Annotated in this window: 23 protein-coding genes and 1 pseudogene; 11 read left to right on the forward strand and 13 right to left on the reverse strand. The window is 69.2% G+C overall.

Annotated features, from left to right (window positions below):
• Positions 1–13: 13 nt before the first annotated feature.
• From gnd to dnaA, 3 genes are all read right to left on the reverse strand, one after another.
• A complete protein-coding gene (gnd, locus tag CUT39_RS06710; protein ID WP_100445189.1) occupies positions 14–889 on the reverse strand; it encodes a phosphogluconate dehydrogenase (NAD(+)-dependent, decarboxylating) in 876 nt (291 codons plus the stop codon).
• A gap of 53 nt (positions 890–942) precedes the next feature.
• Positions 943–2,091, reverse strand: a complete 1,149-nt coding sequence (gene dnaN, locus CUT39_RS06715; protein ID WP_100445190.1) for a DNA polymerase III subunit beta — start codon at positions 2,089–2,091, stop codon at positions 943–945.
• 397 nt (positions 2,092–2,488) lie between these two features.
• On the reverse strand, positions 2,489–4,204 hold the full coding sequence (dnaA, locus tag CUT39_RS06720; RefSeq protein WP_269799148.1) for a chromosomal replication initiator protein DnaA: 1,716 nt from the start codon (positions 4,202–4,204) through the stop codon (positions 2,489–2,491).
• Between the two features lie 578 nt (positions 4,205–4,782).
• Here dnaA and rpmH point away from each other — a divergent pair.
• The 8 genes from rpmH to CUT39_RS06760 all read left to right on the forward strand — a co-directional run bounded on the left by rpmH (position 4,783) and on the right by CUT39_RS06760 (position 10,886).
• Positions 4,783–4,920 (forward strand): 50S ribosomal protein L34, encoded by a 138-nt coding sequence (gene rpmH, locus CUT39_RS06725; protein ID WP_100445192.1) that lies wholly within the window; start codon positions 4,783–4,785, stop codon positions 4,918–4,920.
• Positions 4,921–4,966: 46 nt separating this feature from the next.
• A complete protein-coding gene (gene rnpA / locus CUT39_RS06730; protein WP_100445361.1) occupies positions 4,967–5,416 on the forward strand; it encodes a ribonuclease P protein component in 450 nt (149 codons plus the stop codon).
• Entirely contained in the window at positions 5,413–5,712 is a 300-nt protein-coding gene (gene yidD, locus CUT39_RS06735) for a membrane protein insertion efficiency factor YidD (RefSeq protein WP_100445193.1), read from the forward strand. The genes rnpA and yidD overlap by 4 nt, the downstream gene beginning before the upstream one ends.
• Complete coding sequence (gene yidC, locus CUT39_RS06740; protein WP_100445194.1) at positions 5,709–6,866, forward strand: membrane protein insertase YidC; 1,158 nt, start codon at positions 5,709–5,711, stop codon at positions 6,864–6,866. Before yidD ends, yidC begins: the two co-directional genes overlap by 4 nt.
• 69 nt (positions 6,867–6,935) lie before the next feature.
• Entirely contained in the window at positions 6,936–7,430 is a 495-nt protein-coding gene (locus CUT39_RS06745; protein ID WP_100445195.1) for a Jag family protein, read from the forward strand.
• A gap of 4 nt (positions 7,431–7,434) precedes the next feature.
• Positions 7,435–8,118, forward strand: coding sequence for a 16S rRNA (guanine(527)-N(7))-methyltransferase RsmG (gene rsmG, locus CUT39_RS06750; RefSeq protein WP_100445196.1), 684 nt, complete (start codon positions 7,435–7,437; stop codon positions 8,116–8,118).
• A 557-nt stretch (positions 8,119–8,675) separates the two neighbouring features.
• A complete protein-coding gene (locus CUT39_RS21560) occupies positions 8,676–9,770 on the forward strand; it encodes a ParA family protein (protein WP_100445197.1) in 1,095 nt (364 codons plus the stop codon).
• A gap of 3 nt (positions 9,771–9,773) precedes the next feature.
• A complete protein-coding gene (locus CUT39_RS06760; protein WP_100445198.1) occupies positions 9,774–10,886 on the forward strand; it encodes a ParB/RepB/Spo0J family partition protein in 1,113 nt (370 codons plus the stop codon).
• Between the two features lie 230 nt (positions 10,887–11,116).
• Here CUT39_RS06760 and CUT39_RS06765 read toward each other — a convergent pair whose 3' ends face one another.
• Positions 11,117–11,680 carry a GNAT family N-acetyltransferase gene (locus tag CUT39_RS06765; protein ID WP_157930520.1) on the reverse strand — a complete coding sequence of 188 codons (564 nt, stop codon included), beginning with the start codon at positions 11,678–11,680 and terminating at the stop codon, positions 11,117–11,119.
• 332 nt (positions 11,681–12,012) lie between these two features.
• Here CUT39_RS06765 and CUT39_RS06770 point away from each other — a divergent pair.
• A pseudogene (locus CUT39_RS06770) lies at positions 12,013–12,522 on the forward strand (hypothetical protein); the annotation flags it as partial.
• A gap of 65 nt (positions 12,523–12,587) precedes the next feature.
• On the opposite strand, the gene CUT39_RS06775 reads toward CUT39_RS06770, so the two are convergent.
• Together CUT39_RS06775 and CUT39_RS06780 are read right to left on the reverse strand one after the other, a co-directional pair.
• Complete coding sequence (locus CUT39_RS06775) at positions 12,588–13,553, reverse strand: D-alanine--D-alanine ligase family protein (RefSeq protein WP_100445200.1); 966 nt, start codon at positions 13,551–13,553, stop codon at positions 12,588–12,590.
• Positions 13,550–14,797: an aminotransferase-like domain-containing protein gene (locus CUT39_RS06780; protein WP_100445201.1), complete on the reverse strand. Its 1,248-nt coding sequence runs from the start codon at positions 14,795–14,797 to the stop codon at positions 13,550–13,552. The genes CUT39_RS06775 and CUT39_RS06780 overlap by 4 nt, the downstream gene beginning before the upstream one ends.
• A 270-nt stretch (positions 14,798–15,067) precedes the next feature.
• On the opposite strand from CUT39_RS06780, the gene CUT39_RS06785 reads away from it, so the two are divergent.
• Positions 15,068–15,769 carry a GNAT family N-acetyltransferase gene (locus CUT39_RS06785; protein WP_100445202.1) on the forward strand — a complete coding sequence of 234 codons (702 nt, stop codon included), beginning with the start codon at positions 15,068–15,070 and terminating at the stop codon, positions 15,767–15,769.
• A 53-nt stretch (positions 15,770–15,822) separates the two neighbouring features.
• Here CUT39_RS06785 and trxA read toward each other — a convergent pair whose 3' ends face one another.
• The 6 genes from trxA to murJ form a co-directional block, all read right to left on the reverse strand.
• Positions 15,823–16,137: a thioredoxin gene (trxA, locus tag CUT39_RS06790; RefSeq protein WP_100445203.1), complete on the reverse strand. Its 315-nt coding sequence runs from the start codon at positions 16,135–16,137 to the stop codon at positions 15,823–15,825.
• Positions 16,138–16,180: 43 nt separating this feature from the next.
• Positions 16,181–17,113, reverse strand: coding sequence for a thioredoxin-disulfide reductase (trxB, locus tag CUT39_RS06795; RefSeq protein ID WP_100445204.1), 933 nt, complete (start codon positions 17,111–17,113; stop codon positions 16,181–16,183).
• 197 nt (positions 17,114–17,310) lie between these two features.
• Complete coding sequence (locus CUT39_RS06800; RefSeq protein ID WP_100445205.1) at positions 17,311–18,075, reverse strand: hypothetical protein; 765 nt, start codon at positions 18,073–18,075, stop codon at positions 17,311–17,313.
• Entirely contained in the window at positions 18,072–18,779 is a 708-nt protein-coding gene (gene sigM, locus CUT39_RS06805; RefSeq protein ID WP_100445206.1) for an RNA polymerase sigma factor SigM, read from the reverse strand. Before sigM ends, CUT39_RS06800 begins: the two co-directional genes overlap by 4 nt.
• Positions 18,780–18,785: 6 nt before the next feature.
• Positions 18,786–20,258 carry a protein kinase family protein gene (locus CUT39_RS06810; protein WP_100445207.1) on the reverse strand — a complete coding sequence of 491 codons (1,473 nt, stop codon included), beginning with the start codon at positions 20,256–20,258 and terminating at the stop codon, positions 18,786–18,788.
• 145 nt (positions 20,259–20,403) lie between these two features.
• Positions 20,404–22,206, reverse strand: a complete 1,803-nt coding sequence (gene murJ / locus CUT39_RS06815; protein ID WP_157930521.1) for a murein biosynthesis integral membrane protein MurJ — start codon at positions 22,204–22,206, stop codon at positions 20,404–20,406.
• A 30-nt stretch (positions 22,207–22,236) separates the two neighbouring features.
• Between murJ and CUT39_RS06820 the strand changes: the two genes are divergently transcribed.
• Positions 22,237–23,661: a CCA tRNA nucleotidyltransferase gene (locus CUT39_RS06820; RefSeq protein ID WP_100445363.1), complete on the forward strand. Its 1,425-nt coding sequence runs from the start codon at positions 22,237–22,239 to the stop codon at positions 23,659–23,661.
• Here CUT39_RS06820 and CUT39_RS06825 read toward each other — a convergent pair.
• Positions 23,552–25,048, reverse strand: coding sequence for a glycosyltransferase family 87 protein (locus tag CUT39_RS06825; RefSeq protein ID WP_100445209.1), 1,497 nt, complete (start codon positions 25,046–25,048; stop codon positions 23,552–23,554). The genes CUT39_RS06820 and CUT39_RS06825 overlap by 110 nt on opposite strands.
• Positions 25,049–25,086: the final 38 nt, after the last annotated feature.

The raw sequence follows: 25,086 nt of genomic DNA on the forward strand, positions 1-25,086 counted from the left end.
GATGCACCGGGCGCTATTCGGGCTTGACGGCGTGGCCGCCGAACTGGTTGCGGAGGGCCGCGATGGCCTTCATGGCCGGGGAGTCGTCCTGCCGGGAGGCGAAGCGGGCGAACAGGGAGTCGGCGATGACCGGCAGCGGCACCCGCAGGCGGACGGCCTCCTCGACCGTCCAGCGGCCTTCGCCGGAGTCTTCGACCCAGCCGCGGATCTCGGCCAGCTCCGGGTCGTCGTCGAGGGCGCGGTCGAGCAGGTCGAGCAGCCAGGAGCGGATGACGGTGCCCGAGCGCCAGGACTTGACGACCTCGGGGACGTTGTCGACGTGCTCGCTGGCCTCCAGCAGCTCGTAGCCCTCGGCGTAGGCGGCCATCATGGCGTACTCGATGCCGTTGTGGACCATCTTGGCGTAGTGGCCGGCGCCGACGCCGCCGGCGTGGACGTAGCCGAAGTCGCCCTCGGGTTTGAGCGTCTCGAAGACCGGTCCCAGGCGCCGGACGTCGGCGGCCGGTCCGCCGACCATGAGCGCGTACCCCTCCGAGAAGCCCCAGACGCCTCCTGAGACGCCGACGTCGACGTAGCCGACCCCGTGCTCGGCCAGCAGCGCCGCGTTCGTCTCATCGTCGGAGAAGCGGGAGTTGCCGCCGTCGGCGACGAGGTCGCCGGCCGACAGCAGGCCGGCGAGCTCGGAGACCGTGGAGCGGGTGGGCGCGCCGGCCGGGACCATGACCCAGACCGCTCTGGGCGCCTCGAGCGCCTCCACCAGTTCGGCCGGGGAGCCGACGTCGGACTTGTCCGGGTCTCGGTCGTAGCCGACGACCCGGTGTCCGTCCCGTTCGAGCCGCAACTTCATGTTGCCGCCCATCTTGCCGAGCCCGATCATGCCCAGTTGCATGCCGCGCCCCCTTCCGCAGCCGGAGCGATGTGCGCGCCCGAGCGGAGTATCCGCTAGGCGTCCCAACGCAATGGTTGCAGCATGTACAGGTAGCCGTCGTAGTTTGTGTCCGATTCCTCAGCGTCGGGTTCGCTCTCGCCGGTCATCACGACCGGTTTGCCGAGCTCGTTCATCTTGAAGGCGGTCACCGGGGCGTCGACGACCGAGAGTCCGTCGAGCAGGTAGGCGGGGTTGAAGGCGATCTTGCCGGCCTCGCCGGTGAAGGTGCAGTCCATCGCTTCGCTGGCCTTGGCGTCCTCGGCGCCGCCGGCCTCGACGACGAGTCCGTCGTCGTCGAACGACAGCCGGATCGGCGAGTTGCGGTCGCCGACGAGGGCGACGCGGCGGGCGACCTCGGTCAGCTCGGAGGTCTTGACGCGCAGCGTGGTGCTGTAGGAGGTGGCCAGGAGGCTGCGCAGCGGCGGCAACTGGCCGTCCAGGACCCGGGAGGTGGTCTGGCGGCCGCCGGCGGTGAAGCCGACCATGCCGGGGGAGCCGTCGGTTCCGGTCGGGACGGAGACGGTGACCGGTCCCGACATGGATCCGAAGGTGCGGGCGGTGTCGGCGAGGGCCTTGGCCGGGACCAGGACGGTGACGTCGACGTCGGAGGCTCCCGGTTCCCAGTCGGTGTCGCGGATGGCCATGCGGTAGCGGTCGGTGGCCAGGAAGCCGATGCCGCCGCCGGTCATCTCGATCTGGACGCCGGTCATCGTCGGGAGGGTCTCGTCCTTGCCGGCGGCGATGGCGGTCTGCGCGACGGCCCGGGCGAAGTCCTCGGTCTCGATGGTGCCGATGGCCTCGGGCATCTGCGGCAGGCTCGGGTAGTCCTCCAGCGGCATGGTCGGCAGGGTGAACCGCGCCGACCCGCAGGTGAGTTCGGCGTGCGGGCCGTCGACGGTGAAGTCGACCGGCTTGCCGGGGAGCGCCTTGACGATCTCGGCCAGCAGCTTGCCCGACACCAGGGCCGTACCGGCCGACTCCCCGGTGACGTCCACGCTGACGCGGGTCGAGATCTCGTAGTCGAATCCGGAGATCGTCAGTTTGCCTTCGTCGACCGACAGGCGGGCGCCGGCGAGCACGGGGACGGAGGGTCGGGCCGGGAGGCTCTTGGCGGTCCAGGAGACCGCGTCGGCGAACGTGTCTCGATCAACTTGGAACTTCATGGCGTGCTCGCTCCTCATCTGGCTGAAGCTCGGTTGTTCACAGCGCTACTACTAATGAACTCTCTATAGATATAACTATCGTCGTCGTCGTCGCTGTTGTGGATACTGTGGAAAACCGGTCTTTCCCCTGCTAGGTGTCGATATCGGCCTGTGGACGGGATGTGGAGAACCTGTGGATGAATCGGCAGTTTATCCACAGGCCGCGCCATGTGCCGAGTTTTCCACATCTCGTCCACAGCAGTTTCCACAGCTTTTCCACAACTTCTCCACAAGTTTGTACACAGGGAAAACGCGAGCTTAATTCATGGCTCCGACGGTTTTCCACACTCCGTCCACAGCCTTTCCACAGAAATCCGGCTTTTTCCACAGGTTGTCCACAGCTTTGTCCACAGGGGGCTCATTCGTCGGTGTGTTTCAAACGGTTCGTCAATTCGGCGATCTGGTTGTACAGCGCCCTCCGCTCGGCCATCTGCTTGCGGATCTTCTTGTTGGCGTGCATGACCGTGGTGTGGTCGCGGCCGCCGAACGCCTGCCCGATGCGCGGCAGCGACAGGTCGGTCAGCTCCCGGCACAGGTACATCGCCACCTGGCGGGCGTTGACCAGCACCCGCGAGCGGGAGTTGCCCTTGAGGTCGGAGACCTGGACGCCGAAGTAGTCGGCGGTGGACTGCATGATCTGGTCGACCGTGACCTCCGGGGTCTGGCCGCCCTCGGGGATGAAGTCGTGCAGCACCTCCTCGGCCAGTCCGAGGTCGACCGGCTTGCGGTTGAGGCTCGCGTAGGCGGCCACCCGGATGAGCGCGCCCTCCAGCTCGCGGATCGACTGGTGGATCTGCGAGGCGATGAACTCGACCGCGTCGGTGGGGATGTTGAGCCCGTCCTGGACCGCCTTCTTCCGCAGGATCGCGATGCGCGTCTCCAGGTCCGGCGGCTGGATGTCGGCCAGCAGGCCCCACTCGAAGCGGGTGCGGAGCCGGTCCTCGAGGGTCTGGAGCTGCTTGGGCGAGCGGTCGGAAGAGATCACGAGCTGCTTGTTCGCGTTGTGCAGCGCGTTGAAGGTGTGGAAGAACTCCTCCTGGGTCCGTTCGCGGTCCATCAGGAACTGGATGTCGTCGATGAGCAGGATGTCCACATCGCGGTAGCGGCGCTGGAACGCCTGCTGCCGGCGGTCCGACAGCGAGTTGATGAAGTCGTTGGTGAACTCCTCGGTGGTCACGTACCGCACCGACAGGGCCGTGCCGAGGTCGTAGGCGTAGTGCCCGACCGCGTGCAGCAGGTGGGTCTTGCCCAGCCCGGACCCGCCGTAGATGAACAGCGGGTTGTAGGCCTTCGCCGGAGCCTCGGCCACCGCGAACGCCGCCGCGTGCGCGAAGCGGTTGGACGAGCCGATGACGAAGGTGTCGAAGTTGTAGCGGGGATTGAGCCGCCCGATCCCGTCGACACCGTTTGAGCTGGTCGCCGGCTGCTTCGCCGGCTTCGACACGCCGCCGCGCCGATCCGGATCCGGGTCGGACGAGGGCGGCGGCGGCACCGGAGGCGAACCGCCGGGCTCGGCCGACCGGTCCTCGTCCTCGGAGTCGTCGTCCTCGGGGCGCTGCTGCTGGTGCGGAATGCCGGGGCGCTCGGACTCGTCGGCGGGCCGGTCGGGCTCGGACCGCCCGCGCTCGGCGACGCGGAAGGCGTCGGTGTCGAACAGGCTCGGGGGGCCGTTCTCGGCACCGTCCTCGCCCGGCCCCGGTTGCGGCGTCGCATCGATCTTGGGCATCTCGAACACCAGCGTGGCGTCGCCGTCGTCGCGGGGCGGCGGGGTGGCCGCCGGGGCCGGAACCGGCAGGTCGGCCGGGGCCTCTCCGGAGTTGTCCTGCATGGTGACCGCGATCTGCGTCGGCTGGCTCAAGCGTCGGGACAGCGATTCGCTGATCGGGTCGCGCAGCTTCGATTCGAACGCGGCCCGCGCGAACTTGTTCGGCGCGGCGATGATGAACGTGCCGTTCACCGCCACGACCGGCTGGGTCAGCCTCATCCACGCCTGCTGTTGGCGGGTCAGCACCGACGCCTCCGTCAGTTCGGCTGTCACCGCCGACCAGACTTCCGCGAGATCTCGGTCGGTCACCTTCGCCATCCCTCATCATGCTCATCGGCGTCCGCGCACGCGTCGTGCTCCCGTGCGCTAGACTTTCGTATTCGAGCGGCCCGTAGCGGTTATCCCCACCGGCGTCGATCCACACCTTCCAACGCGGTCGCCCGCGGTGCGTCTAAGCAGTTTTCCACAGGTTATCCACAGGCGGTCAAGTGGCCTGTGCATATCGCCCGCTCCCCGCCGAATCGCTCGTCATGCGCCGCTGAACTGCGATTACGGTCATATTGTCACGTGATTTCGTTGGGCGAGCGCCGAAGGCGTCCACCGATCGGGGGAAGTTATCCACAGGCGGGTGGCGACCCTGCTCACCCTGTGGAAACCGGCCCGGCGGCCACCGGGTGCGGTGGCCGCGGCCCTGGAACGGCGCGTAACATGTCCGAGTTGCCCTCGAACCCCGAGGGGCATGCCACACCCGCCTTCCGCGCCGCGAAAGGCACCCGAAAGCCCTGCTAGGCTGAACTTTGCGTCGCGGCCTCGTGCTCGCATGCAGGTCCCGCGCCCGGCGCGGAGCCGACGCCACACCAACTGATACGTAATGGGAGTAGTCCGACGTGAGCAAGCGCACCTACCAGCCGAACAACCGCCGGCGCAAGCGCACCCACGGCTTCCGGCTGCGCATGCGCACCCGTGCCGGTCGCGCCATCATCAACGCCCGTCGCCGCAAGGGCCGCAAGAGCCTGACCGTCTGAGCGATCAACGCTCAGCCGGCGCCCGTCCCCGGGGAACGTGATCCAGGTGCTGCCAGCCGAGGCGCGCATTCGCCGCAGCCGGGACTTCAGCGTGGCGCTGAAGCGCGGCCGCAGGGCGGCCCGGGGCGGCGTGGTCGTCCACTGGGCGCCGCCGAGCGGCGAGGCGCAAAGCCCGACGAAACCGTCCGATGCCGAAGGACAATCCACGGCACGGGCGGGTTTTGTCGTATCCAAGGCGGTGGGCAACGCCGTAGTGCGCAACCGCGTCAAGCGCCGCCTGCGGCACGCGGCGGCAGAGCTGCTGCGCACCTGGCCGCCCGGGACCGACGTGGTGGTGCGGGCCACCCCCAAGGCCGCCGAACGCGACTACTCCCAACTGAGCCGGGACCTGGCCGGGGCCGTGGCCGCGGCGCGCAGCGGCCGGTCCCCGAACGGCAGAGGACGCCGCTCCCGCAGGCCCTCGCCTCAGACCGGTGCCGGTCGGGACGCGTCATGATCGCGCAGGTCTCGCGCCTGACCACCCGCACACTGCGCGCGCCGATTATCGCGTACCGTCGGTGGATAAGTCCGGCGTTGCCGAACCGGTGCCGCTTTTACCCCTCCTGCAGCGCATATACCCTCGAGGCGCTGTCCCGGCACGGGGCCTTCCGTGGCCTATGGTTGAGCCTGCGGCGATTGGGACGGTGCCACCCCTTCCATCCGGGAGGCCATGACCCGGTGCCTCCGCCACGGCAGCACCGGTCGATGAGCGAGCCGCGCGTCGGCATGGAAACGACTGGAGTCCGTCAGTGAGCTTGAACTGGATCTACATAGGCGTGTCGTGGCTGCTGCTGCGTTGGCACGACCTGTGGAGCAGCGTATTCAACGGCGCCGAGGCCCTCGCCACCGATTGGGCGTGGGTGCTGGCGATCGTGTGCCTGGTGATCACGCTGCGGGTGATCATGTTCCCGCTGTTCGTCAAGCAGATCCGGTCCCAGCGGGCGATGCAGAAGCTCGCCCCGGAGATCAAGGCGCTCCAGGAGCGGTACAAGGGCGACCGCGAGACGCTCCAGCGCGAGATGATGGAGCTGTACCGCAAGGAGAAGGCGAACCCGCTGATGGGGTGCCTGCCGATCCTGATCCAGGCTCCGGTGTTCCTGGGCCTGTTCTGGGTGCTGCGGCGCCCGGATCCGCACCAGACGGAGAACACGGACCTGTACGGGTGGACCGGCTACCACGACGGCGCCGATTCGCACTGGAACACCTACATCGAGGCGAAGCTGTTCGGCGCCCCGTTCTGGTCCTCGCTGAGCTCGCCGTCCACCGACATCACCGAGGTCGGATCCGACCCGATCGTGGTGCGCGTGGTGGCGGTGGTGCTGATCGCGGCGATGATCGTCACCACGTTCCTGACCACCCGGCAGATGATCCTGAAGACCGGCTGGTCGGAGGACGCGAACCAGCGGATGATCCAGAAGGTGATGCTGTACGGCATCCCGGTGATCCTGATCTTCTCGGGCTCGATCTTCGCGATCGGCGTGGTCATCTACTGGACGGTGAACAACCTCTTCTCGCTGGCGCAGCAGCAGTACGTCCTGCGCAAGTACCCGCCGCCGAAGCAGAACGCGTCGGTCAAGCCCCCGAAGCCGGGGACCAAGGCGCACGAGAAGATGCTGGAAGAGGAGCGGGAGGCCGAAGAGCGCCGCAAGTCGCTGGCGCCCAAGCCCGGGCAGAAGCCCAAGAAAGCGCCGGAGCGGCCCGCGCAGGACGAGGGCGGCGACGACGCGAAGAACGCTGACAGGGTGAACGACCGGCCGAAGAGCAATCCGCCCAAGAAGCCGGCCGGCCCGGGATCGGGCAAGAACCTATCGCGGGCCGAGCGGATCGCGCGGGCCAAGAAGGTCAGCGGCGCCCAGCAGGCGGGCAAGAAGAAGAAGGGCAAGGGGGGCGGCTCGCGGGCCGCGTAGGCGGTTTAGAGTCGCGAATAATGGGGCAAAAACTAGGCTATTTCTAGTGATAGGACACAGTTAGCAATTATGGGAGCAACGGTGCGGGAGGACGAGGTGGCCTCCGAAGACGAACTGTTCGAACAGAGCGAAGTGGCCGCCGACTACATGGAAGGCCTGCTCGACATCCTCGACCTCGACGGCGACATCGACGAGCTCGTGGTCGGCGACCGGCCGCAGGTCGAGATCGTGGGGGAACAGCTCGGGAACCTGGTCGGCCCCAAGGGGCAGACCCTCGAATCGCTGCAGGAGTTGTGCCGGCTGGCGGTGTACCGGAAGATCGGTGACCACTCGCGGCTGATGCTGGACATCGGCGGATACCGTGCGGGGCGTCGCAAGAAGCTGGGCGACCTGGCCGAGCGGACGGCGAAGAAGGTCATCGACAGCGAACAGGCGGTCAAGCTGGATCCGATGAGCGCGTTCGAGCGCAAGTGCGTCCACGACGTCATCAACGCCACCGCCGGTGTGCAGAGCGAGTCGGAGGGCGCCGAACCGCGCCGCCGGGTCGTGGTCCGGCCCGAGTAAGCGAATGAGTCGGGAGCCGAGGAGCTCCGAAGCCGCAGAGGCCAATGTTTCACGTGAAACATTGGCCTCTGTTTTCGGGGACGATGAAGAGCGGATCGACCGGGCCGAGGACTACGTCGGCCTGCTGCGGACCGCGGGGATCGAACGCGGGCTGATCGGTCCGCGGGAAGTGCCGCGCCTGTGGGGGCGCCACGTGTTGAACAGTGCGGTGGTCGGTGAGCTGATCGAGCCCGAGGCGGACGTGGTCGACGTGGGCTCCGGCGCGGGCCTGCCGGGGATCCCGCTGGCGCTGGCGCGCCCGGACCTCTGGGTGACACTCGTGGAACCGATGCAGCGGCGGGTGACCTTTCTCGAAGAGGTGGTGGCGCTGCTGGGGATCGACAATGTGGAAGTGCTGCGTGCCAGGGCGGAGGAGGTTTCGCCGCTGGGGAAGGCGGACGCGGTGGTCTCGAGGGCCGTTGCCCCGCTGGGCAGGTTGGCCGACTGGTGCCTGCCGGTGGCGCGCAAGGGCGGTGCGATGCTGGCGATCAAGGGCCGAAGCGCCGCGGAGGAAATCGAGCGAGACGAGGGGCGGATCCGGGCCGCCGGCGGCGGCGAGGTGACGGTGGAGCGGTGCGGCGCCTCGAAGCTGCGGGAGCCGGCCTTCACCGTGCCGACGACCGTGGTTCGGGCGGTTCGGATCCGCTAGCGGTATCGCCCTGAGGTCGATCACGACCCGGGGCGGCCACCCCTGAATGTCGTCCAAGGGCCGAGCGGCCGACTGCTTCCATCTGAATCCCAGAGTGCATGTGGCCGAACGTGTTCGGTCTTTGAGACCCGGCGTTGTCCGCTTGGCTTGTACACGGGTCTGGGAGTTGGGCTAGTGTATGGCTCGTAAGCTTCTTCAAGAACGGGGTCGATGTTTCACGTGAAACATCCGGCCCGTAATCTGTGGCGGTGAATGTGCGCGACCCCCTTCCTCCAGAAGATCGTGAACAACAGAGCTCCCTTGGCGGCGATACCCCTGCTGAGCGCCGCATCAAGGACGTCCTCGATGCCGCTGTGAGCGAAGAGCAGTCCCCTCCTCGGCGGCGGTACCGAGAAACTTCCGAGTCGCCGGGTGGCGCAGCACCGGGCTACGGCTCCGCTGGGACAGAATCGTTCCCTGAGGAGACCGGGCCGGGCGCTCAGTACGCGACCGACGAGACGGACCCGGTTCTCCCCGGCAAGAACGAACTGCCGAACCACAGCGGGGAACGGGACGAAATGCGAAAGCCCACATCGAAAGCGGATAGGTCCGGACGTCACACCGCGCGTGAGGCCGCCGCCTCCGGCGCCGACTTCCGGCAGGAAGAGATCCGGGAATCCCATGGCTATGAGGTGGGCGCCGCCGAAGGCGGTGCCGCATCCGGGTTGGAAGAACGCAGCGGGGAGATCCCGCAGCAATCGGATCCGGCCGGAGACGACCTCCCGCTGGCTCGGGAGGCGAAGCGGGCCGTGCGGGTGCTGAATCCGGCCGGAAGCGTCTCCATGCCGCGGCCGGCGCATCGGCGAGTGATCGCGGTGGCCAATCAGAAGGGCGGGGTCGGCAAGACCACCAGCGCCGTCAACATGGCCGTCGCGCTGGCCCTCCACGGCAACCGCGTCATGGTCGTCGACTTGGACCCGCAGGGCAACGCCTCCACCGGGCTCGGCGTCGAGCACGGCGCGGGACTCAACAGCGTCTACGAGGCCATCGTCGACAACGCGCCGCTACACGAGGTCGCGCACCGGGTCGAAGGCATTCCCTCGCTCTACTGCGTTCCGGCCACGATCGATCTGGCCGGCGCAGAGGTCGAACTCGTCAACGTGGTTGCACGTGAAGCGCGGCTCCGGAAGAGCATCGCCGCCTTCGAGGGCGAGGTCGACTACATCTTCATCGACTGCCCGCCCTCGCTGGGTCTGCTCACGGTCAACGCGCTCGTCGCGGCCGAAGAAGTCCTCATTCCGATCCAGTGCGAGTACTACGCGCTCGAAGGGCTCGGCCAGTTGCTCCGGAACATCGAGCTCGTCAAGGCGCACCTGAACTCGCGCCTGAGGGTGTCGACGATTCTGCTGACCATGTACGACAAGCGGACCAAGCTCGCCGATCAGGTGGAGCAGGAGGTGCGCGGCCACTTCAACGAGATCGTGCTCGACTCGGTGGTGCCGCGCAGCGTCCGACTCTCGGAGGCTCCGGGTTACGGCCAATCGATCATGACTTACGATCCTGGATCTCGGGGTGCGACGAGCTACTTCGAGGCGGCCGAGGAGATCGCCCTCCGGGGCGCGAAATCAAGTTCGCGGCGGCAGAGTCAAACGAGCGAGAAGGGTGGGAACTAGTCGATGACGGCGACGAAACGTGGAGGGCTCGGTCGCGGGCTCGGGGCGCTGATCCCGACGGGCCTGGCCGAGGACATGACCACTGAAGCCGAGGAGATCGACGAAGCTCCCCAGAAACCGAACGGAACTCCGCAGCAGGCGGTGCCGAGCGAGCGCGACGTTTCACGTGAAACATCGCCGGCGGAGACCGCCGATGTTTCACGTGAAACGGAGCCCGAGCCGGAGGACGAGGGCGAGACCGCACCGGAACTGGTTCCGGTACCGGGCGCCAGTTTCCGCCTGATTCCGGTCGAGGAGATTTCCACCAACCCGAAGCAGCCGCGGCAGGTTTTCGACGAGGATCAGTTGGCCGAACTGGAGACGTCCCTGTCGGAAGTGGGGATGCTGCAGCCGATCGCGGTGCGCGAGCGGACCGACCCCGAGGCGGCGGCCGATGCCCACGGGGCGCGCTACGAACTGGTGATGGGCGAGCGGCGTCTGCGCGCCGCGACCGCGCTGGGGTGGGAGACGATTCCGGCGATCATCCGGAAGACCACCGATCAGGAGCTGCTTCGGGAAGCGCTGCTGGAGAACATCCACCGGGTCGAGCTGAACCCGCTCGAGGAAGCCGCCGCCTATCAGCAGTTGCTCGAAGAGTTCGACGTGACGCAGGAAGTGCTCGCCAAGCGGATCGGTCGGAGCCGTCCGCAGATCTCGAACATGATCCGGCTCCTGAGCCTCCCGGGGACGGTCCAGACGAAGGTGGCCGCCGGCGTGCTCACGGCGGGCCACGCCCGCGCTCTGCTCGGTCTGGAGAACAACGACACCCAGGAGCACATCTCCGAGCGGATCATCAGCGAGGGACTGTCGGTCCGCAGCACCGAAGAACTCGTGACCGCCTGCCGGTTGGAGGAATCGGAATCACCCGAATCCGCGGAGCCGAAGGCGGAGGCCAACCGACCGGCGCCGAAGGACCGGATCAAGGCCCCGGGGCTGGAAGAACTGCGGGAGCGGCTGTCCGACCACTTCGAGACGAAGGTCAACGTCACGTGGGGCCGGAAGAAGGGCAAGATCGTGATCGAGTTCGGCTCCCTGTCCGACCTCGACCGGATCGTCGAGCAGATCGGCGTCGAGTAGGCCCGCGAGCCGGGACCGTCGCCGCAGTCGGCGACGACCCGCACCGGTCGGCGGATCTCGGCGTTGATGTTTCACGTGAAACGTCTCGAGACGCCGGCCCCCGCGACGACGATGGGGTGGGGTTCCAACTGGAACCCCACCCCATCGTCGGTCGTATTGGAAGTTCGAACTCCCGGGACCGGTGCGGTCATCGCCGCGCCGTCATGCGGACGGTCCGGTTCGCCGGCGGATCAGGACAGTTCCCGCCACATGATGATGTCGTCGCGGTAATCGTCGTCGGCCACTCGCACCGCGCGCGGCAGGCGACCGACCTCGGTGAACCCGTGCCGCCGATAGAAGGCGTCGGCACCGGTGCCCGAGCGGACCTTGAGGCTCAGCGCCTCCAGCTTGAGATCCTCGCGAGCCACTTCATCGACCGCCGCCAGCAGCTTGCCACCGATGCCGCTGCCTTGACGTTCCGGGTCGACCTGGACGTGGCGGATCGAGCGCCATCCCTGCCGCGGCGGGCTGTCGTTTGATGTGAGAACACACCAAGCGACAATGGCGGCTCCTTCCTGTAGAGCGACCAGCGTGTCAGTCTGGTCGATCACTCGCGAGAGAATGGACACGGTGTGAGGGCGAACCCGGTCGAGGCTCACCGGCGGGACGAACCCGACGGAACCGCCGGCGTTCGTAACCCGTACCCAGAGGTGGCTGAGTTCATCGACGAGCGCGGCGGTGACCGGCGGATCCACCAAGACTGAGACGTCGTCCTCGTTTCCGGGCGACGCCTCTGGCGTGGAGCTATCAGTCACTGTTGCATGCACGCCTACCAGCTTGCCCTACGTCCCCGGCTCGCCGACAGGGGCTTCCCGCCATATGGGCGCACGTCACTATCGCACCCGAATCCGGGTATCTGCGTGGGATACGCACTATTCGAGTCGGTGCGGGGGTGATGCGAACGGTGACGGTCGCTTCAGGCTTCGCAAGCTTCGCCAAGAGGTTGATTCCGGCGGTTTCCAGACTCACGGGCATGCGGTACCTTTCGAGGGTGGCATCAGCGAGTACCCCCGGCCCGAGTCCCCAGTCAGGTCAAGCAAACCAGCACCGGTCACATGGCCGGCGCCCCGGCGGCGCCCAGTCCGCACTGCCCGCATTCGTAGACTGGCCCGCATTCCCCTTCGAAGGCGACCTGCGCCTCAAGCCGCTCCAGCAGCCGGTGGGCACCGAGCCGCCGCGCCGAGGCGATCGTCAGGAGCAGTGCTCTGCCTGCCACACGCCCGACAGCGCCTACCTGTGGACCGACGAGCGCTGGCGGCTGAAGAGTCCGCCCAAGCCGAGCGGACTGCCGGTGGTGGTGATCCTGGAGCCGCGTGCCCACCTCGACCTCGGTGACCTGTCGACCATGCACGCCGCCGAGCTCGGGGTGCTGACAGTCCGCCTGGAACGGGCCATCCGCTCCCTCGAGTCGGTCGCGCAGGTCCACGTGAACCGCTGGGGCGACGGTACGGCCCATCTCCAGATGTGGTTCCTCGCCCGCCCGCACGGCTATTTGCAGTTGCGGGGACCGTTCATGACGATGTGGGACGAGGTCCTGCCGCCGATCGACGAGTACGAGTGGCAGATGAACCTGGAGTACATCTCGGCGTGGCTCAGCGCCGACTGAAACGGCCGCCGATGTTTCACGTGAAACATCGGCGGCCGAACGTCGGTCGGGTCGGACTAGCTGCGGGCGAGCGCCCGGCGGACCATCGTCGCAAGCGTTTCGCCGAAGTCCATGCCCGCGGCCTCGACCGCCATGGGCAGCAGGGAGGTCTCGGTGGTGCCGGGGGCGACGTTGGCCTCCAGGACCTGGATGTCGCCTGCCCGGTCGACCATGAGGTCGACCCGGGAGACGTCGCGCAGGCCCAGCGTCCGATGCACCCCGACGGCGACCTCGGCGACGCGGGCCGACGTGGCCCCGTCGAGGTCGGCCGGCACGGTCCACCGCGTGGCCCCCGGGTTGTAGCGGGCGGCGTAGTCGTAGTCGCCGTGCAGCGGCGTGATCTCCACCGGCGGCAGAGCGATCGGTCCGTCGCCGAGGTCGATCACCCCGACCGCGATGTCGCGGCCCTCGACGAACGATTCGATGAGCGCCTCGTCGCTGTAGGAGAAGCAGCCCATCATCGCCGAGGGGAAGTCGTCCTCCTTGCGGACGGCGTGCACGCCGAGTCCCGAGCCGCCGGAGTTCGGCTTGACGACCAGCGGCAGTCCCATCTTGGCGGCGATGCGGTCGAGCAGTTTGCGGGCCCCGAAGTCGGAGAACGCCTGGCGGGGCATGACCGCCCAGTCGGCGGTCGGCAGGCCGGCCGACCGGAGCAGGTCCTTGGCCGTGGCCTTGCTCCACGCCCGCCGGGCGCCGAAGGCGTCGGTGCCGACGAAAGGGATGTCCGACAGCTCCAGCACGCCGCGCAGGGAGCCGTCTTCGCCGGGGGCGCCGTGTACCAGCGGCAGTACGACGTCGGGCGGGAACTCCTGCAGGCTCGGCAGCAGGTCGCCGTCGAGGTCGCGAATCTCGCACACCATGCCCTGGCGTTGCAGTGCAGCGGCGGAGCGGCGGCCCGACTTCATCGAGATCTCGTGCTCGTACGACATGCCGCCGGCGAGGATGAGGACGCGGGCGTCGGATGCTGCGGCGCTCTCGGTCATGCCGCACCCCCGGCGAAGGTGTCGCGCAGCTCGATATCGCCGGCGACCACCCCGGCCAGGCGCCGCACCCCTTCGCGGATGGAGTCGGCCGACTGGGTCGAGAAGTTGAGGCGCATCTGGCGCCGGCCGTTCCCGTCGGCGTAGAAGCCGGTGCCCGGCACGTACGCGACCCGTTCCTGCAACGCACGCGGGAGCATGGCCTTGGAGTCGAGCCCCTCGGGCAGGGTCGCCCACACGAACAGGCCGCCGCCCGGGTGCGTCCAGCCCGTGTCCTCGGGCATGAAGTCGGTCAGCGCGGCCATGAGCGCGTCGCGGCGGTCGCGGTAGAGGGTGATGAAGACCTTGACCTGCTGGCGCCACTCCATCTCGGTGAAGAACCGCAGCGTCGCCTCCTGGATGAGCGAGGAGGGGCACAGGATCGATGCCTCGACGGCCAGGAGCAGTTTGTCGCGGACGGCCGGTGGAGCGAGCACCCAGCCGAGCCGGAGCCCGGCGGCGAAGATCTTGGAGACCGTGCCGAGGTAGATGACACCGCGGTCCACCCGGGCCCGCAGCGGCGCCGGCGGCGCCCCCTCGAACGAGATCATGCTGTACGGGTCGTCCTCGATGATGAGCAGGCCGTGCCGTTCGGCGATCTCCAGGATCCGCTCGCGGCGATCCTCGGAGAGGGTGACGCCGGCGGGGTTCTGGTAGGTCGGGACGGTGTAGAGGAACTTCGCCTCGCGCCCTTCGCGCCGCAGACCGGCGAGCGCCTCTTCGAGCCCTTCGGGCACCAGTCCGTCGCGGTCCATCGGCAGGTGGCGGACGTCGGCCTGCGCGGCCTGGAAGACGCCGAGCGCGCCGACGTACGTCGGGCCCTCGGCGAGCACGATGTCCCCGGGGTCGAGGAAGGTGCGGGCGAGCAGGTCGAGGCCCTGCTGGGCGCCGTTGGTGAGGACGAGGTCGTCGGCCGAGGCGGTGATGCCCGACAGCTCCATGACCCCGCACAGGGTCTCGCGCAGCGCGGTGCTGCCCTGACCGGGGCAGTAGCTGAGCGCTTGGGGACCGCTCTGAGCCAGCAGCCTCGTGAACATCTCGCCGAGGTCGTCCATCGGGAGCGCGGCGGTGTAGGGGTTCCCTCCGGCGAGGGAGACGACTTCGGGGCGCGAGGCGACCGAGAAGAGTGCCCGGATCTCCGACTGTGCCATCCCGTGAACCCGGGATGCGTACCGACCGGTGTAATCGTCGAGTGTTGTACCGGACACGCGGAGACCTCCTTCAAGGGCCTGCACGGCTGCCGCGGCCGGGGCCGCGAGCCTGGAATTAGAGTTTCTCACGGATTTTGGGTTGTGGGGCGTCGGTCGCGACGTCGAAATCACCGGGCCGATGCGGCCCGCGGGCTCCGCCCGAAAGACGGCGCCGCTCACCACACCCTACGGGTCCGCGACACCGATCGACCTACCCTACTAGCACGGCGAACGACGGCCATGCGTGTTTTCCACCATATGAACGCCCGGTCGACGTAATCTGGGTAGGTGCATAGGCGCCTGGTCAACCTCACGCTCGACACCCTCGACGCCTTGCCGAAACGGTGTCGCGCCTGCGTGTTCTGGGAGCTTTCCCCGTTGTGCGCGGAGGCCACGGGGGAGGTGGGCGACCCTGCGCTCGAGAAGGAGGCCTGGCTGTCGCACACCCTGCTGGAGTGGGGCGGCTGCGGCCGGATCGCCTACGACGGCGACGTGGTCGCCGGCTATGTCACCTTCGCTTCGCCGAAGTTCGTGCCGCGGGCGGTGGAGTTCCCGTCAGGGCCGGTCTCGCCGGACGCGGCGCTGCTCATGACGGTGCTGGTCCGGCCCGCCTACACCGGCACCGGCCTGGGGCGGCAGCTCGTCCAGGCCGTGGCCGCCGACGTGGCGCGGCGGGGCGTCTACGCGATCGAGACGTTCGGCGACGCCCGCGGCGAGTCCAACGCGTGCCTCGTGCCGGCGGACTTCTACCGTTCGGTGGGGTTCAAGACGGTGCGGTTCGACCCGCGCTACCCCCGGCTGCGGCTGGAGCTGCGTCCGCCGGCCGACCGCGACCAGCAGGCCGCCGACACCTTCGAGGTTCCGCGGACGGTGGAGTGGTTCGAGCTCGACGACTCCGAGCTGGAGCAGTTCTTCGACGCGCCCGGTCTCGACGAGCCGGGCATAGTCCGCCCGCGCGACGGCCGCCCGGGGATCCCGCGCCGCGCCTGAACACGAAAGGAGCGGCGGGCCGAACCGGTCGGCCCACCGCCCTCGATGCGGTGCTACTTCTCCAGGAACTTCCTGATGGCCGCTTTGGGCTGCGCCCCGATGAGCTGGTCGGCCGGCTGACCGTCCTTGAACAGGATCATCGTCGGCACGCTCATCACCTGGAACTTCCGGGCCGTCTCCGGGTTGGCGTCGGTGTCGAGCTTGCGGAACCGGATCGCATCGGACTCCGTGGCCAGCTCCTCCAGCACCGGTGAGACCTTCTTGCACGGGCCGCACCACTCGGCCCAGAAGTCGACCAGCACGGGCTTGTCGGATTCGAGCACCTCGGTCTGGAAGTCGGCGTCGCTTACTGGCTTGATGGCGCCCATGGGCATCCTCCTGTTCGTCGGTTCTGCTAAGCGGTGGTCGGGCTCAGTCGGCGAGGCTGGAAATGTAGCGCTCGGCGTCGAGCGCGGCCGAGCAGCCGGTGCCGGCGGCGGTCACCGCCTGCTGGTAGGTGTGGTCGACCAGGTCCCCGGCGGCGAAGACGCCCTCCAGGTTGGTCCGGGTGCTGGGAGCGTCGACCAGCACGTAGCCGGACTCGTCGAGCTCCACCTGGCCCTTGACCAGCTCCGAGCGCGGGTCGTGCCCGATCGCGAGGAACAGTCCGGTCACGGGCAGTTCGCGCTGCTCGCCGCTCTCGGTGTCCGAGACCGCGACGCCGGAGACCTTGCCGCCCTCGCCGAGGATCCGGTCGACGACCGTGTTCCACTCGACCTCGATCTTGGGGTTGTTCAGGGCGCGGTCGGCCATGATCTTGGAGGCGCGGAAGGCGTCGCGGCGGTGGATGATCGTCACCTTCGAGGCGAACTTGGTGAGGAACGTGGCCTCCTCCATCGCCGAGTCGCCGCCGCCGACGACCGCGATGTGCTGGTCGCGGAAGAAGAAGCCGTCGCAGGTGGCGCACGAGGAGACGCCGCGGCCCATCAGCTCGTGCTCGCCCGGCACGTTCAGCGAACGGTAGGCCGAACCCATCGAGAGGATGACGGTCTTGGCGCGGTACTCCCGGTCGCCGACCCACACGCGCTTGACCTCGCCGTCGAGCTCGACCTTGGTGACGTCCTCGGCCGCCAGCTCGGCGCCGAAGCGCTCGGCCTGCTTGCGCCAGTGGTCCATCAGATCCGGGCCCATGATCCCGTCGGGGAACCCGGGGTAGTTCTCCACCTCGGTGGTCAGCATGAGCGCGCCGCCGAACTGGGAGCCCTCGAAGACCAGTGGGCGCAGGTCAGCGCGTGCGGTGTACAGCGCGGCCGTGTACCCGGCCGGTCCCGAGCCGATGATGATGACGTTCCGTGTTTCGCTCACCGGGATGTGCTCCTATACGATGTTGCGGCGTTCCCCGGACGCCGCGCGGGGGCGTTCGCGGGCGGCGTCCTACCGAGGCTGACAGCTTCAACGCCATCCTATTGGCAGGAAATTCCGCGGAGCCGGTCCGCGTCCGGCCTGTGACGGGCGAAGACCCCCAACGTGTGCGAACTCACGTCCCGGCAGCGCCCGCGGGCCTACTGCTGGAAGACCAGAGGCTCGATCTCCCCCTGCGCGCACTCCGGGGTCACCGCCACCGCGATCTCCCCCGAATCCGACACCAGCAGCGCCACCACCGCCGGCTCGGAGTCGTAGCGGGCGAAGTCCACCGCCACCGGCAGGCTCTCGTAGGCCTCGGCGAGCGCCTCCTGGCAGTCCTGCCACAGCCGCCCGCCCTCGGCGAGCGCCTCCAGCTCCTCGGGCACCGCCTCGGTGGCGCTGTCGGCGCTCAGCTCCCGCAGCGCCGACAGCAGGTCGCTGCCCTCCTGGTAGTCCCTGCCGGTGGAGAACGTGGCGATGCCGGTGGTCTCCTCGGCGCTCTCGGGTTCCTCGGCGAAGTCCTCGCCGCTGTCCGCCTCGAGCTCGGATTCCCTGATGGCCGCTTCCGGGTCCTCCTCGGACTCGGCTTGCGCGCCCCCATCGTCGCCTCCGGCGTCGGCCACGGTCGCCGAGTCCTCCTGCAGGCCGCTCACGTACTGGAGGGCGACCGCCACCCCGCCGATCGTCACCAGCAGCGCGGCCGCCGCGCTCACCAGCGCGTAGCGGACCCGCCTGGCGCGCATCCGCTCGGCCCATCCGGCGGTGCGCCGGTTCTCGCCGGCGTGGAGGGTGTCGGCCGTCGGCAGTTGGTCCAGGACCCGGTCCAGCCGGTCGGCGACGTTCCCGGGGAGGCCCTCGTACTGATCCGAGGCGGAACGGAGCGCCCTGGTGGCCTCGGCTTCGTCGTGGCGTTGCGGGCTCATCGGCGGCCTCCCTCCTCTCGGATCGATCCCGGCCCCGGTGGTCTGCCGGGTTCGACGCCGCGTCGGCGACCGGGGTTCCCGCCGCCGTCGGTGACCGGCGCCGCGGCCGGGTCGAGCTCGGGCAGGGCGGCGGCCAGGCGCCGCCGGCCGCGGGAGGCGCGGGACTTCACCGTCCCGGCCCGGACCTTGAGGATGGCGGCGACCTCTTCGACCGGGTAGCCGAGCATGTCGATGTAGACCAGCACCGCGCGCTGGTCGAACGGGAGCTCGGCCAGCGCCCGGCGGACGCGGAGCTTGAGGTCCGAGTCGCCGGGGTCGCCGCGGTCGGAGACGGTCCGGTCGTCCTCGCTCAGCGGGACGGTCGGGCGGCGCCCGGCCGCTCGGATGCGGTCGAGGCAGGCGTTGACGACGATCCGGTGCAGCCAAGTGGTGACCGCCGAGTTGCCCTTGAACGAGCCGGCGGCCTGGTAGGCCTTGATCATGGCGTCCTGGAGGGCCTCGGCGGCGTCGTCGGGGTTGGCGAGGGTGCGCACCGCGACCGCCCACAGCCGTCCGCGGTGCCGCCGGAACAGCTCGCCGAACGCGTCGCGGTCGCCCGCGACGTGACGGGAGAGCAGCTCGGCGTCGCCGGCCTGTGCGGCCGCGAAGCCGAGGCCGGGTTCGGCGGGCGGTCCGGGCTCGGGCGGGCTGGGGGCGGCGGGCATGGCTTCCTACCGTACGAAGACTTTGATGTCGCTGATGGTGATCTTGTAACCGTCGGACACTGGCGGCAGGTCGGTGATCCACACCACCACGTAGCGGGTGGACTCGCCGCCGGCCTGGAGTTCGAGGTTGGTGTCGGCGTCCTCGACCGGCTCGGCGAGGGTCGAGAAGGAGTCGACGATGGCCTGGTCGCCGTCGCTGCTGTCGCCGGGGTCCTCGTCCCCGGAGAGCAGGCCGACGGTCGCGCCGGCGCTGGTCATCTGGACCCGCACCGAGGCCACCTCCTCCTCGTCGCCGAGATCGATGAGAATGCCCATGCCGGGCTTGAGGTTCCCGAAGTTGGAGCGGTTGTAGTAGGTGTTGGTCGACCAGCCGGTGGAGGCGTTGCCGTCGACGACCGCCTCGATGCCCTCGAGTTCGTTGCGGTCGCCTTCGGGCGGGTCCACCACTCGGACGTCGTCGAGCGTCAGTTCGACCTCGGCGGGGGCGGCGACTTCGGACTCGGAGTCGGAGGGGGACTTGTCCTCGTTGGCGGCGCCGTCGCCCGTGAGACCCAGCGAGGTGTCGGCGCCGGAATCGTCCTCGCCCCCGCCCCAGACCAGGGCGCTGGTGACCACGCCGGTGAACACCACGACCGCGACGGTGGCGGCGATGATCGCCAGGCGCTTCATCCCGGCCGGCGGTGCCTCGGCGCCGCGGTCGGGGCCGCCGATCGCGTCGAGCGGCCCGGCCCCGCCGCTGCCCGCGAGGCGGCGCAGTTCGACCGCGAGCTCGGCGGCCGACGGCGGGGCCTCGGCGGCGTCGAGCAGGTCGGAGGTGAGGCGGCTGAGCGAGGCGGGCACGTTCGGCACGACCGCGGCCGCCTCCAGGGGCCGGCCCCAGTCGTCGAGCGGGGCGTCGGGGAGGCCGACGTCCTCGGCCGGGACGATGGCGGGCCAGGTCCCGGTCAGGCAGGCGTAGAGGGTCGCGCCGAGGGCGCGGACGTCACCGACCCGGGTGTGGCCGGGCTCGTTGCGGGGCTCGGTGACCATGACCCGGTCGTCCTCGGACAGCAGCACCGAACCGGGGTGCAGGTCGCCGTGGGTGACCCCGCCCTCGTGGAGGGCCGTGGTGGCGTCGGCGACGGACGCGACCAGCTCGAGCGCGTGTGTGGGCGCGAGCGGCCGCCGCGCCAGCACGTGGCGCAGCGAGGAGCCGCTGACCCATTCGCGGACCACGTAGGCGAACCGGTCCTCGTCGACCGCGTCGTACACGTCGACCATCGAGTCGGCTTGCGCGCGCGAGGCGGCGACGGCGGCGGTCAGGGTCTCGGCGGCGTCCTCGCCGCCGGGGGAGCGCAGCACCACTGCGACGTTGCGGTGGAGCAGGATGTCGGTGCCCCGCCACAGTTGGCGGTGGCCGCCTGCGCCTCCGACGTGTTCTTCGAGGCGGTACCGCTCCGCGAGCAGGTCGCCCACGGACGGCACTTCCACAGAACTCATGATGCGGGGTCCTCCCCTCTCAGTGCGACCGGGCACGGGGCCGGCCGGTGCCAGTTTCCGGCGCGGACGCCTCCGCGGCGTCCTGTCATGTTATGGCTCCGTGATCTCGCTCAGGGCGGTGGCACACGTATGGATGGTACTTGGCTCACCTGCGCAGTTTTGCGCGCACTGTGGCCTGGAACGACGTCATCTCACCCACGCGGAGGACCAGGCAGGCGGCGAAGTAGACGGCCAGCAGGCCCACACCCAGCACCGTCGCCGCCGCCAATTGTCCGATCTTGGAGTCGGTCACATCGGGCCAGGCGAGCCAGCCGAGCCAGGCCAGGGCGCCGGCGAGGGCCGCCGCCAGGGCCGTGCGCAGCAGCACGAGGAACACCTTGCGCATGCCGAGCAAGCCTATGCGCTTGCGCAGCAGCGACATCGATAGCAACAGGCTGACCAGATACGAGAGGCCGTTGGCGGCGAACAGGCCCACCACGACCCACTCGAGCGGCAGCAGCGCGAAGGCCAGCAGGTAGCCGCCGATGCGGATCGCGATGACCGGCAGGTTGAACAGCGCGACCGCCCTGGTGTCGGTCTGGGCGAAGAACGCGTAGATCTGGAGCTGGCTCACCGAGAACGGCAGCAGCACCAGGCCCACGACCGCCAGCACGGTCCCGGTGGCGTAGGCCTCCTCGGGGCTGTAGGCGCCCCACTGGAAGATCGCCCGGGCGAACGGCTCGTGCAGGGCGATGAAGGCCGCCGCGATCGGGACCAGCAGGAACGAGGCCATGCGGATGCCGCCGGAGAGGTGCTCGGCCAGTTCCGGCCAGTGCCGGTCGTCGGCGGCGCGGGTCATGCGCGGCATGATCGCGGTGATGACCGAGACGGCAACGATGCCGTGGGCCATCATCATCATCAGATAGGAGTTGTTGTATACGGTCGTGCCGGGGATGAACGGCCCCTCCTCGCCCTGGCCGCCCGCGGCGGCGTTGGCGAGCTTGATGACGGCCATGACCGCGATCTGGTTGGCGGCCACGAACAGGAACGTCCAGGACGCCAGGCGCCGGATCTCGCGCAGCGGCAGCGCCGAGAAGTCGAACCTGAACCGCCAGTGGAAGCCGGCGCGGCGCAGCGCCGGCCAGAGGCTGGCCACCTGGATGACCACGCCGGCGGTGGTGCCGCCGCCGAGTAGCAGGAGCATGCCGGTGGTGACCTGGTCGGCGTCGTAGAACAGCCGGCCGTCGGAGTCCGGGACGGCGTCGCGCGTGTAGCTGAGGAAGAACGCGGCGCCGACGACGATGACGACCAGGTTGTTGATGATCGGCACCCACATGGGGGCGCCGAACCGCTCGCGGGAGTTGAGCACCCCCGACAGGACCGCGAACAGGCCGTAGAACATCAGCGCGGGCAGCATCAGGTACGAAAGCTGCGTGACCAGGTCGTGCTGGTCGGGCTCGGACATGCCCCTGGCGATGAGGGGCGAGGCGAGGGTGACGATGAGCGCGGCGCCGGCGAGCGCCAGCAGGGCCAGGGTGAGCAGGCGGTGGGCGAAGGCGTTGCCGCCGTCGGAGTCGTTCTTGTGGGACTTGACGAACAGCGGCAGGATGATGCTCGCGAACACGCCGCCGATGACGAGCTCGTAGATCATCTGGGGGAAATACTGCGCGGTGGTGTAGGAGTTGCCCAGGAGCCCGGCGCCGATGGCGGCGCTGATGACGACCGTGCGGCCGAAGCCGGTGACGCGGCTGACCAGAGACCCGGCGCCCATGAGCAGGCTGGAGCGGGCGACGCCGCGCCCGCGGCCCTCGCCGGGTGCGGGGGTTCCGGCCGGTTCGGGCGCATGGAACTGCTCCGACCCGGCGGCGCGATCGCCGTGGCCGAATCCGTTCCCGGTGACCGGCCGGTCTCCAGGGCCGGAAGGCGAGGCCTGCGGACCGCGATCAGGTCTCGCTCTACTTTCGGCCATTCCCGCTCTCTCCGCTAAGCTTGCCCGGCGATGTCTGACAACAATAGTGGTAACGAAATCACAGTGCCTCACGTAGCCGACGCGCTGGGTCGGGTGTTCGCCGACGCCGGATTCGAACTGCATCTGGTCGGCGGCTCAGTGCGCGACGCGATCCTGCGCCGGAGCGTGAACGACCTGGATTTCACCACAGACGCCCGGCCCGAGGAGACCGAGCGGCTGCTGCGCGAGGCCTGTTCGACGGTGTGGACCACCGGCGCGGCCTTCGGCACCGTCGGCGGGCTCTTCCACGGCGTCCAGGCCGAGGTGACGACCTTCCGGGCCGACGCCTACGACCGCGTCAGCCGCAACCCCGTCGTCCGGTACGGCGACACCCTCGTCGACGACCTGGAGCGTCGCGACTTCACCATCAACGCCATGGCGGTGTCCCTGCCCGACCACGCCTTCTGCGACCCGTTCGGCGGCATCCGCGACCTGGCCCAGCGCACGGTCCGCACCCCCGCGAGCGCCGAGTCCTCCTTCGCCGACGACCCGCTGCGGATGCTGCGGGCCGCCCGCTTCGCCGCCCAGCTCGACTTCGCGATCGCGCCCGAGGTGCTGGCGGCGATGCGCGACATGGCCGCCGAACTCGACCGCATCACCGCCGAGCGCATCAGGGACGAATTCTCCAAGCTCATGCTCGCGCCCGACCCGGTGATCGGGATCCGGGTGCTGATCGAGACGGGCCTGGCCGAGCGGTTCGTGCCCGAACTTCCGGCGCTGCGGATGGAGATCGACGAGCACGCCCAGCACAAGGACGTCTACGAGCATTCGCTGCGGGTGCTGCGCAACGCGATCGGGCACGAGGACGGCGGCCCGGACCTGATCCTGCGGATGGCCGCGCTGCTGCACGACATCGGCAAACCCGAGACCAAGGGCGTCACCAAGGGCGGCAACGTCACCTTCCACCACCACGACGTGGTCGGCGCCCGCCTGGCCCGCGCGCGCATGCGGGCGCTGCGCTTCCCCAAGTCCGACATCGCCTCGGTCTCGCTCCTGATCGCCCTGCACCTGCGGTTCTACGGCTACGGCGACGCCGGCTGGACGGACTCGGCGGTGCGCCGCTACGTGACCGACGCCGGCGCCGAGTTGGAGCGGCTGCACAAACTGGTCCGCAGCGACTGCACCACCCGCAACCGGCGCAAGGCCGACCGGCTCCAGCGCGACTACGACCGGTTCGAGGACCGGATCGCCCGGGTCCGCGCCGAGGAGGACCTGCGCGCGGTCCGCCCCGACCTGGACGGCAACGCGATCATGGAGCTGCTCGGCATCGGACCGGGCCCGGCGGTCGGCAAGGCCTGGAAGCACCTCAAGGAGCAGCGGTTGGAGCGGGGTCCGCTGAGTCGAGAGGAGGCCGAGGCCGAACTGCTGGCGTGGGCCGAGGCCGAAGGAATCGCACCGCGTCGCGACGCGGATTGAGGATCTCCCAGACCACGAACGCGCACATGGCCGCCACCGCGAGCCAGCGCGCCGAGGCCGCGGTCAGGAACGTCCATTCGGGTATGCCGCGGCCGTCCTCGGCCGAGACCTGCAGCATCTTGCCGTAGAAGGCGATGAAGTAGCCGATCTCGGCGATCTGCCAGACCAGGAACATGCCCCACTTGGGGCGGGCCAGGACCGCCAGCGGCAGCAGCCACAGCACGTACTGCTGGGACCAGACCTTGCCGAACAGGAGGAACGCGGCCACCACCAGGAAGCAGAGCTGGGCCAGGCGCGGGACCACGTCGTCGCCGGGTTCGGCGCCGCGGTGGGCGAAGTAGCCGAGCCCGGCGATGGCCAGGCAGGAGAGCGCGAACAGCACCAGGTAGGCGTCGTTGACGAATTCGGGGTTCCACAGCTCTTCCCACCCGAACAGTCCGCGCACGACGTACCAGCCGGTACCCCAGTCGACCGGGCGCTCGGAGTTGAGCTCGAAGAACCGCAGCCACGAGTCCCGCCACAAGGCGGCGACCGGGGCGTTGATCGCGGCCCAGGTGACCGCGGCGGCGGCGGTGGCGATCAGGGCCCGCAGCAGGCGCCGCTGCCGCAGCGCGAGGACCAGCAGCGGACCGATGAACAGCAGGGCGTAGAACTTGGCGGCCACGGCCAGGCCGAGGAACAGCCCGGCCAGCACCGGGCGGTCGCGCTGCCAGTACAGGAAGAACGGCATCGAGAGGGCGATGGCGAACAGGTCCCAGTTGACCGTGGCGGTCACGAGGACGACCGGGGCGGCGGCCAGCATCATCGCGTCCCACGGCCGGCCCGGTCGCTCCCGGGCCGAGGCGGCGACTTCGGTCAGTTCGGGGGAGCGCAGGTCGGTGCGGGTGCCGGCGGAGCGGATCTTGTAGAGGATCGCGATGGCGGCGATGCCGCAGGCGAAGAGCGTGACGGCGTTGAGGTGGTAGAAGACCGTGCCGCCGTCGACTTCGGCGATGTTGCCGACGCGGTAAGCGATCTGTCCGAGCACGCCCATGAACCATCCGGTCAGTACCGGGTATTCGACCGGGTGGTCGCGGTAGGGGATGGCGCCCTCGTGGAGTCGTTCGCCTCCCCACAGGGCGCGGATGTCGGTGTAGCAGGCGTTGGTGTACTGACTCCAGTCGAGCCAGCCTCCTCCTGAACAGGGGTATTTCTGCAGCCAGGAGATGGCGAAGAAGATCAGGCCGGTGAAGAGGATGACCCGCAGCGGCGTCCAGAAGCGGCGTCGCGGCGGGTTGTGGGCGTGGTCGCCGAGCGGCCCTCCGAGGAAACCGGACAGGAACCGGACGAAGCGGTCCTGGAGCGAGGGCGCGGCTGGCGCTGGGGGCTGTGGACGCGTCTGCGGCATGGGACACAGTATGTCCCATGCCGCAGGGCGCCGGTCAC

The organism is Glycomyces xiaoerkulensis (assembly GCF_002798405.1).
Lineage (GTDB): Bacteria > Actinomycetota > Actinomycetes > Mycobacteriales > Micromonosporaceae > Glycomyces > Glycomyces xiaoerkulensis.

Excerpts from the sequence above, each read along its gene's own strand:
- gnd (WP_100445189.1), bottom strand. The coding sequence starts at position 889 with ATGCAACTGGGCATGATCGGGCTCGGCAAGATGGGCGGCAACATGAAG.
- dnaN (WP_100445190.1), bottom strand. The coding sequence starts at position 2,091 with ATGAAGTTCCAAGTTGATCGAGACACGTTCGCCGACGCGGTCTCCTGG.
- yidD (WP_100445193.1), top strand. The coding sequence starts at position 5,413 with ATGATCGCGCAGGTCTCGCGCCTGACCACCCGCACACTGCGCGCGCCG.
- CUT39_RS06745 (WP_100445195.1), top strand. The coding sequence starts at position 6,936 with ATGGGAGCAACGGTGCGGGAGGACGAGGTGGCCTCCGAAGACGAACTG.
- rsmG (WP_100445196.1), top strand. The coding sequence starts at position 7,435 with ATGAGTCGGGAGCCGAGGAGCTCCGAAGCCGCAGAGGCCAATGTTTCA.
- CUT39_RS21560 (WP_100445197.1), top strand. The coding sequence starts at position 8,676 with ATGCGAAAGCCCACATCGAAAGCGGATAGGTCCGGACGTCACACCGCG.
- CUT39_RS06760 (WP_100445198.1), top strand. The coding sequence starts at position 9,774 with ATGACGGCGACGAAACGTGGAGGGCTCGGTCGCGGGCTCGGGGCGCTG.
- CUT39_RS06775 (WP_100445200.1), bottom strand. The coding sequence starts at position 13,553 with ATGACCGAGAGCGCCGCAGCATCCGACGCCCGCGTCCTCATCCTCGCC.
- trxA (WP_100445203.1), bottom strand. The coding sequence starts at position 16,137 with ATGGGCGCCATCAAGCCAGTAAGCGACGCCGACTTCCAGACCGAGGTG.
- CUT39_RS06800 (WP_100445205.1), bottom strand. The coding sequence starts at position 18,075 with ATGAGCCCGCAACGCCACGACGAAGCCGAGGCCACCAGGGCGCTCCGT.
- sigM (WP_100445206.1), bottom strand. The coding sequence starts at position 18,779 with ATGCCCGCCGCCCCCAGCCCGCCCGAGCCCGGACCGCCCGCCGAACCC.
- CUT39_RS06810 (WP_100445207.1), bottom strand. The coding sequence starts at position 20,258 with ATGAGTTCTGTGGAAGTGCCGTCCGTGGGCGACCTGCTCGCGGAGCGG.
- murJ (WP_157930521.1), bottom strand. The coding sequence starts at position 22,206 with ATGGCCGAAAGTAGAGCGAGACCTGATCGCGGTCCGCAGGCCTCGCCT.
- CUT39_RS06820 (WP_100445363.1), top strand. The coding sequence starts at position 22,237 with ATGTCTGACAACAATAGTGGTAACGAAATCACAGTGCCTCACGTAGCC.
- CUT39_RS06825 (WP_100445209.1), bottom strand. The coding sequence starts at position 25,048 with ATGCCGCAGACGCGTCCACAGCCCCCAGCGCCAGCCGCGCCCTCGCTC.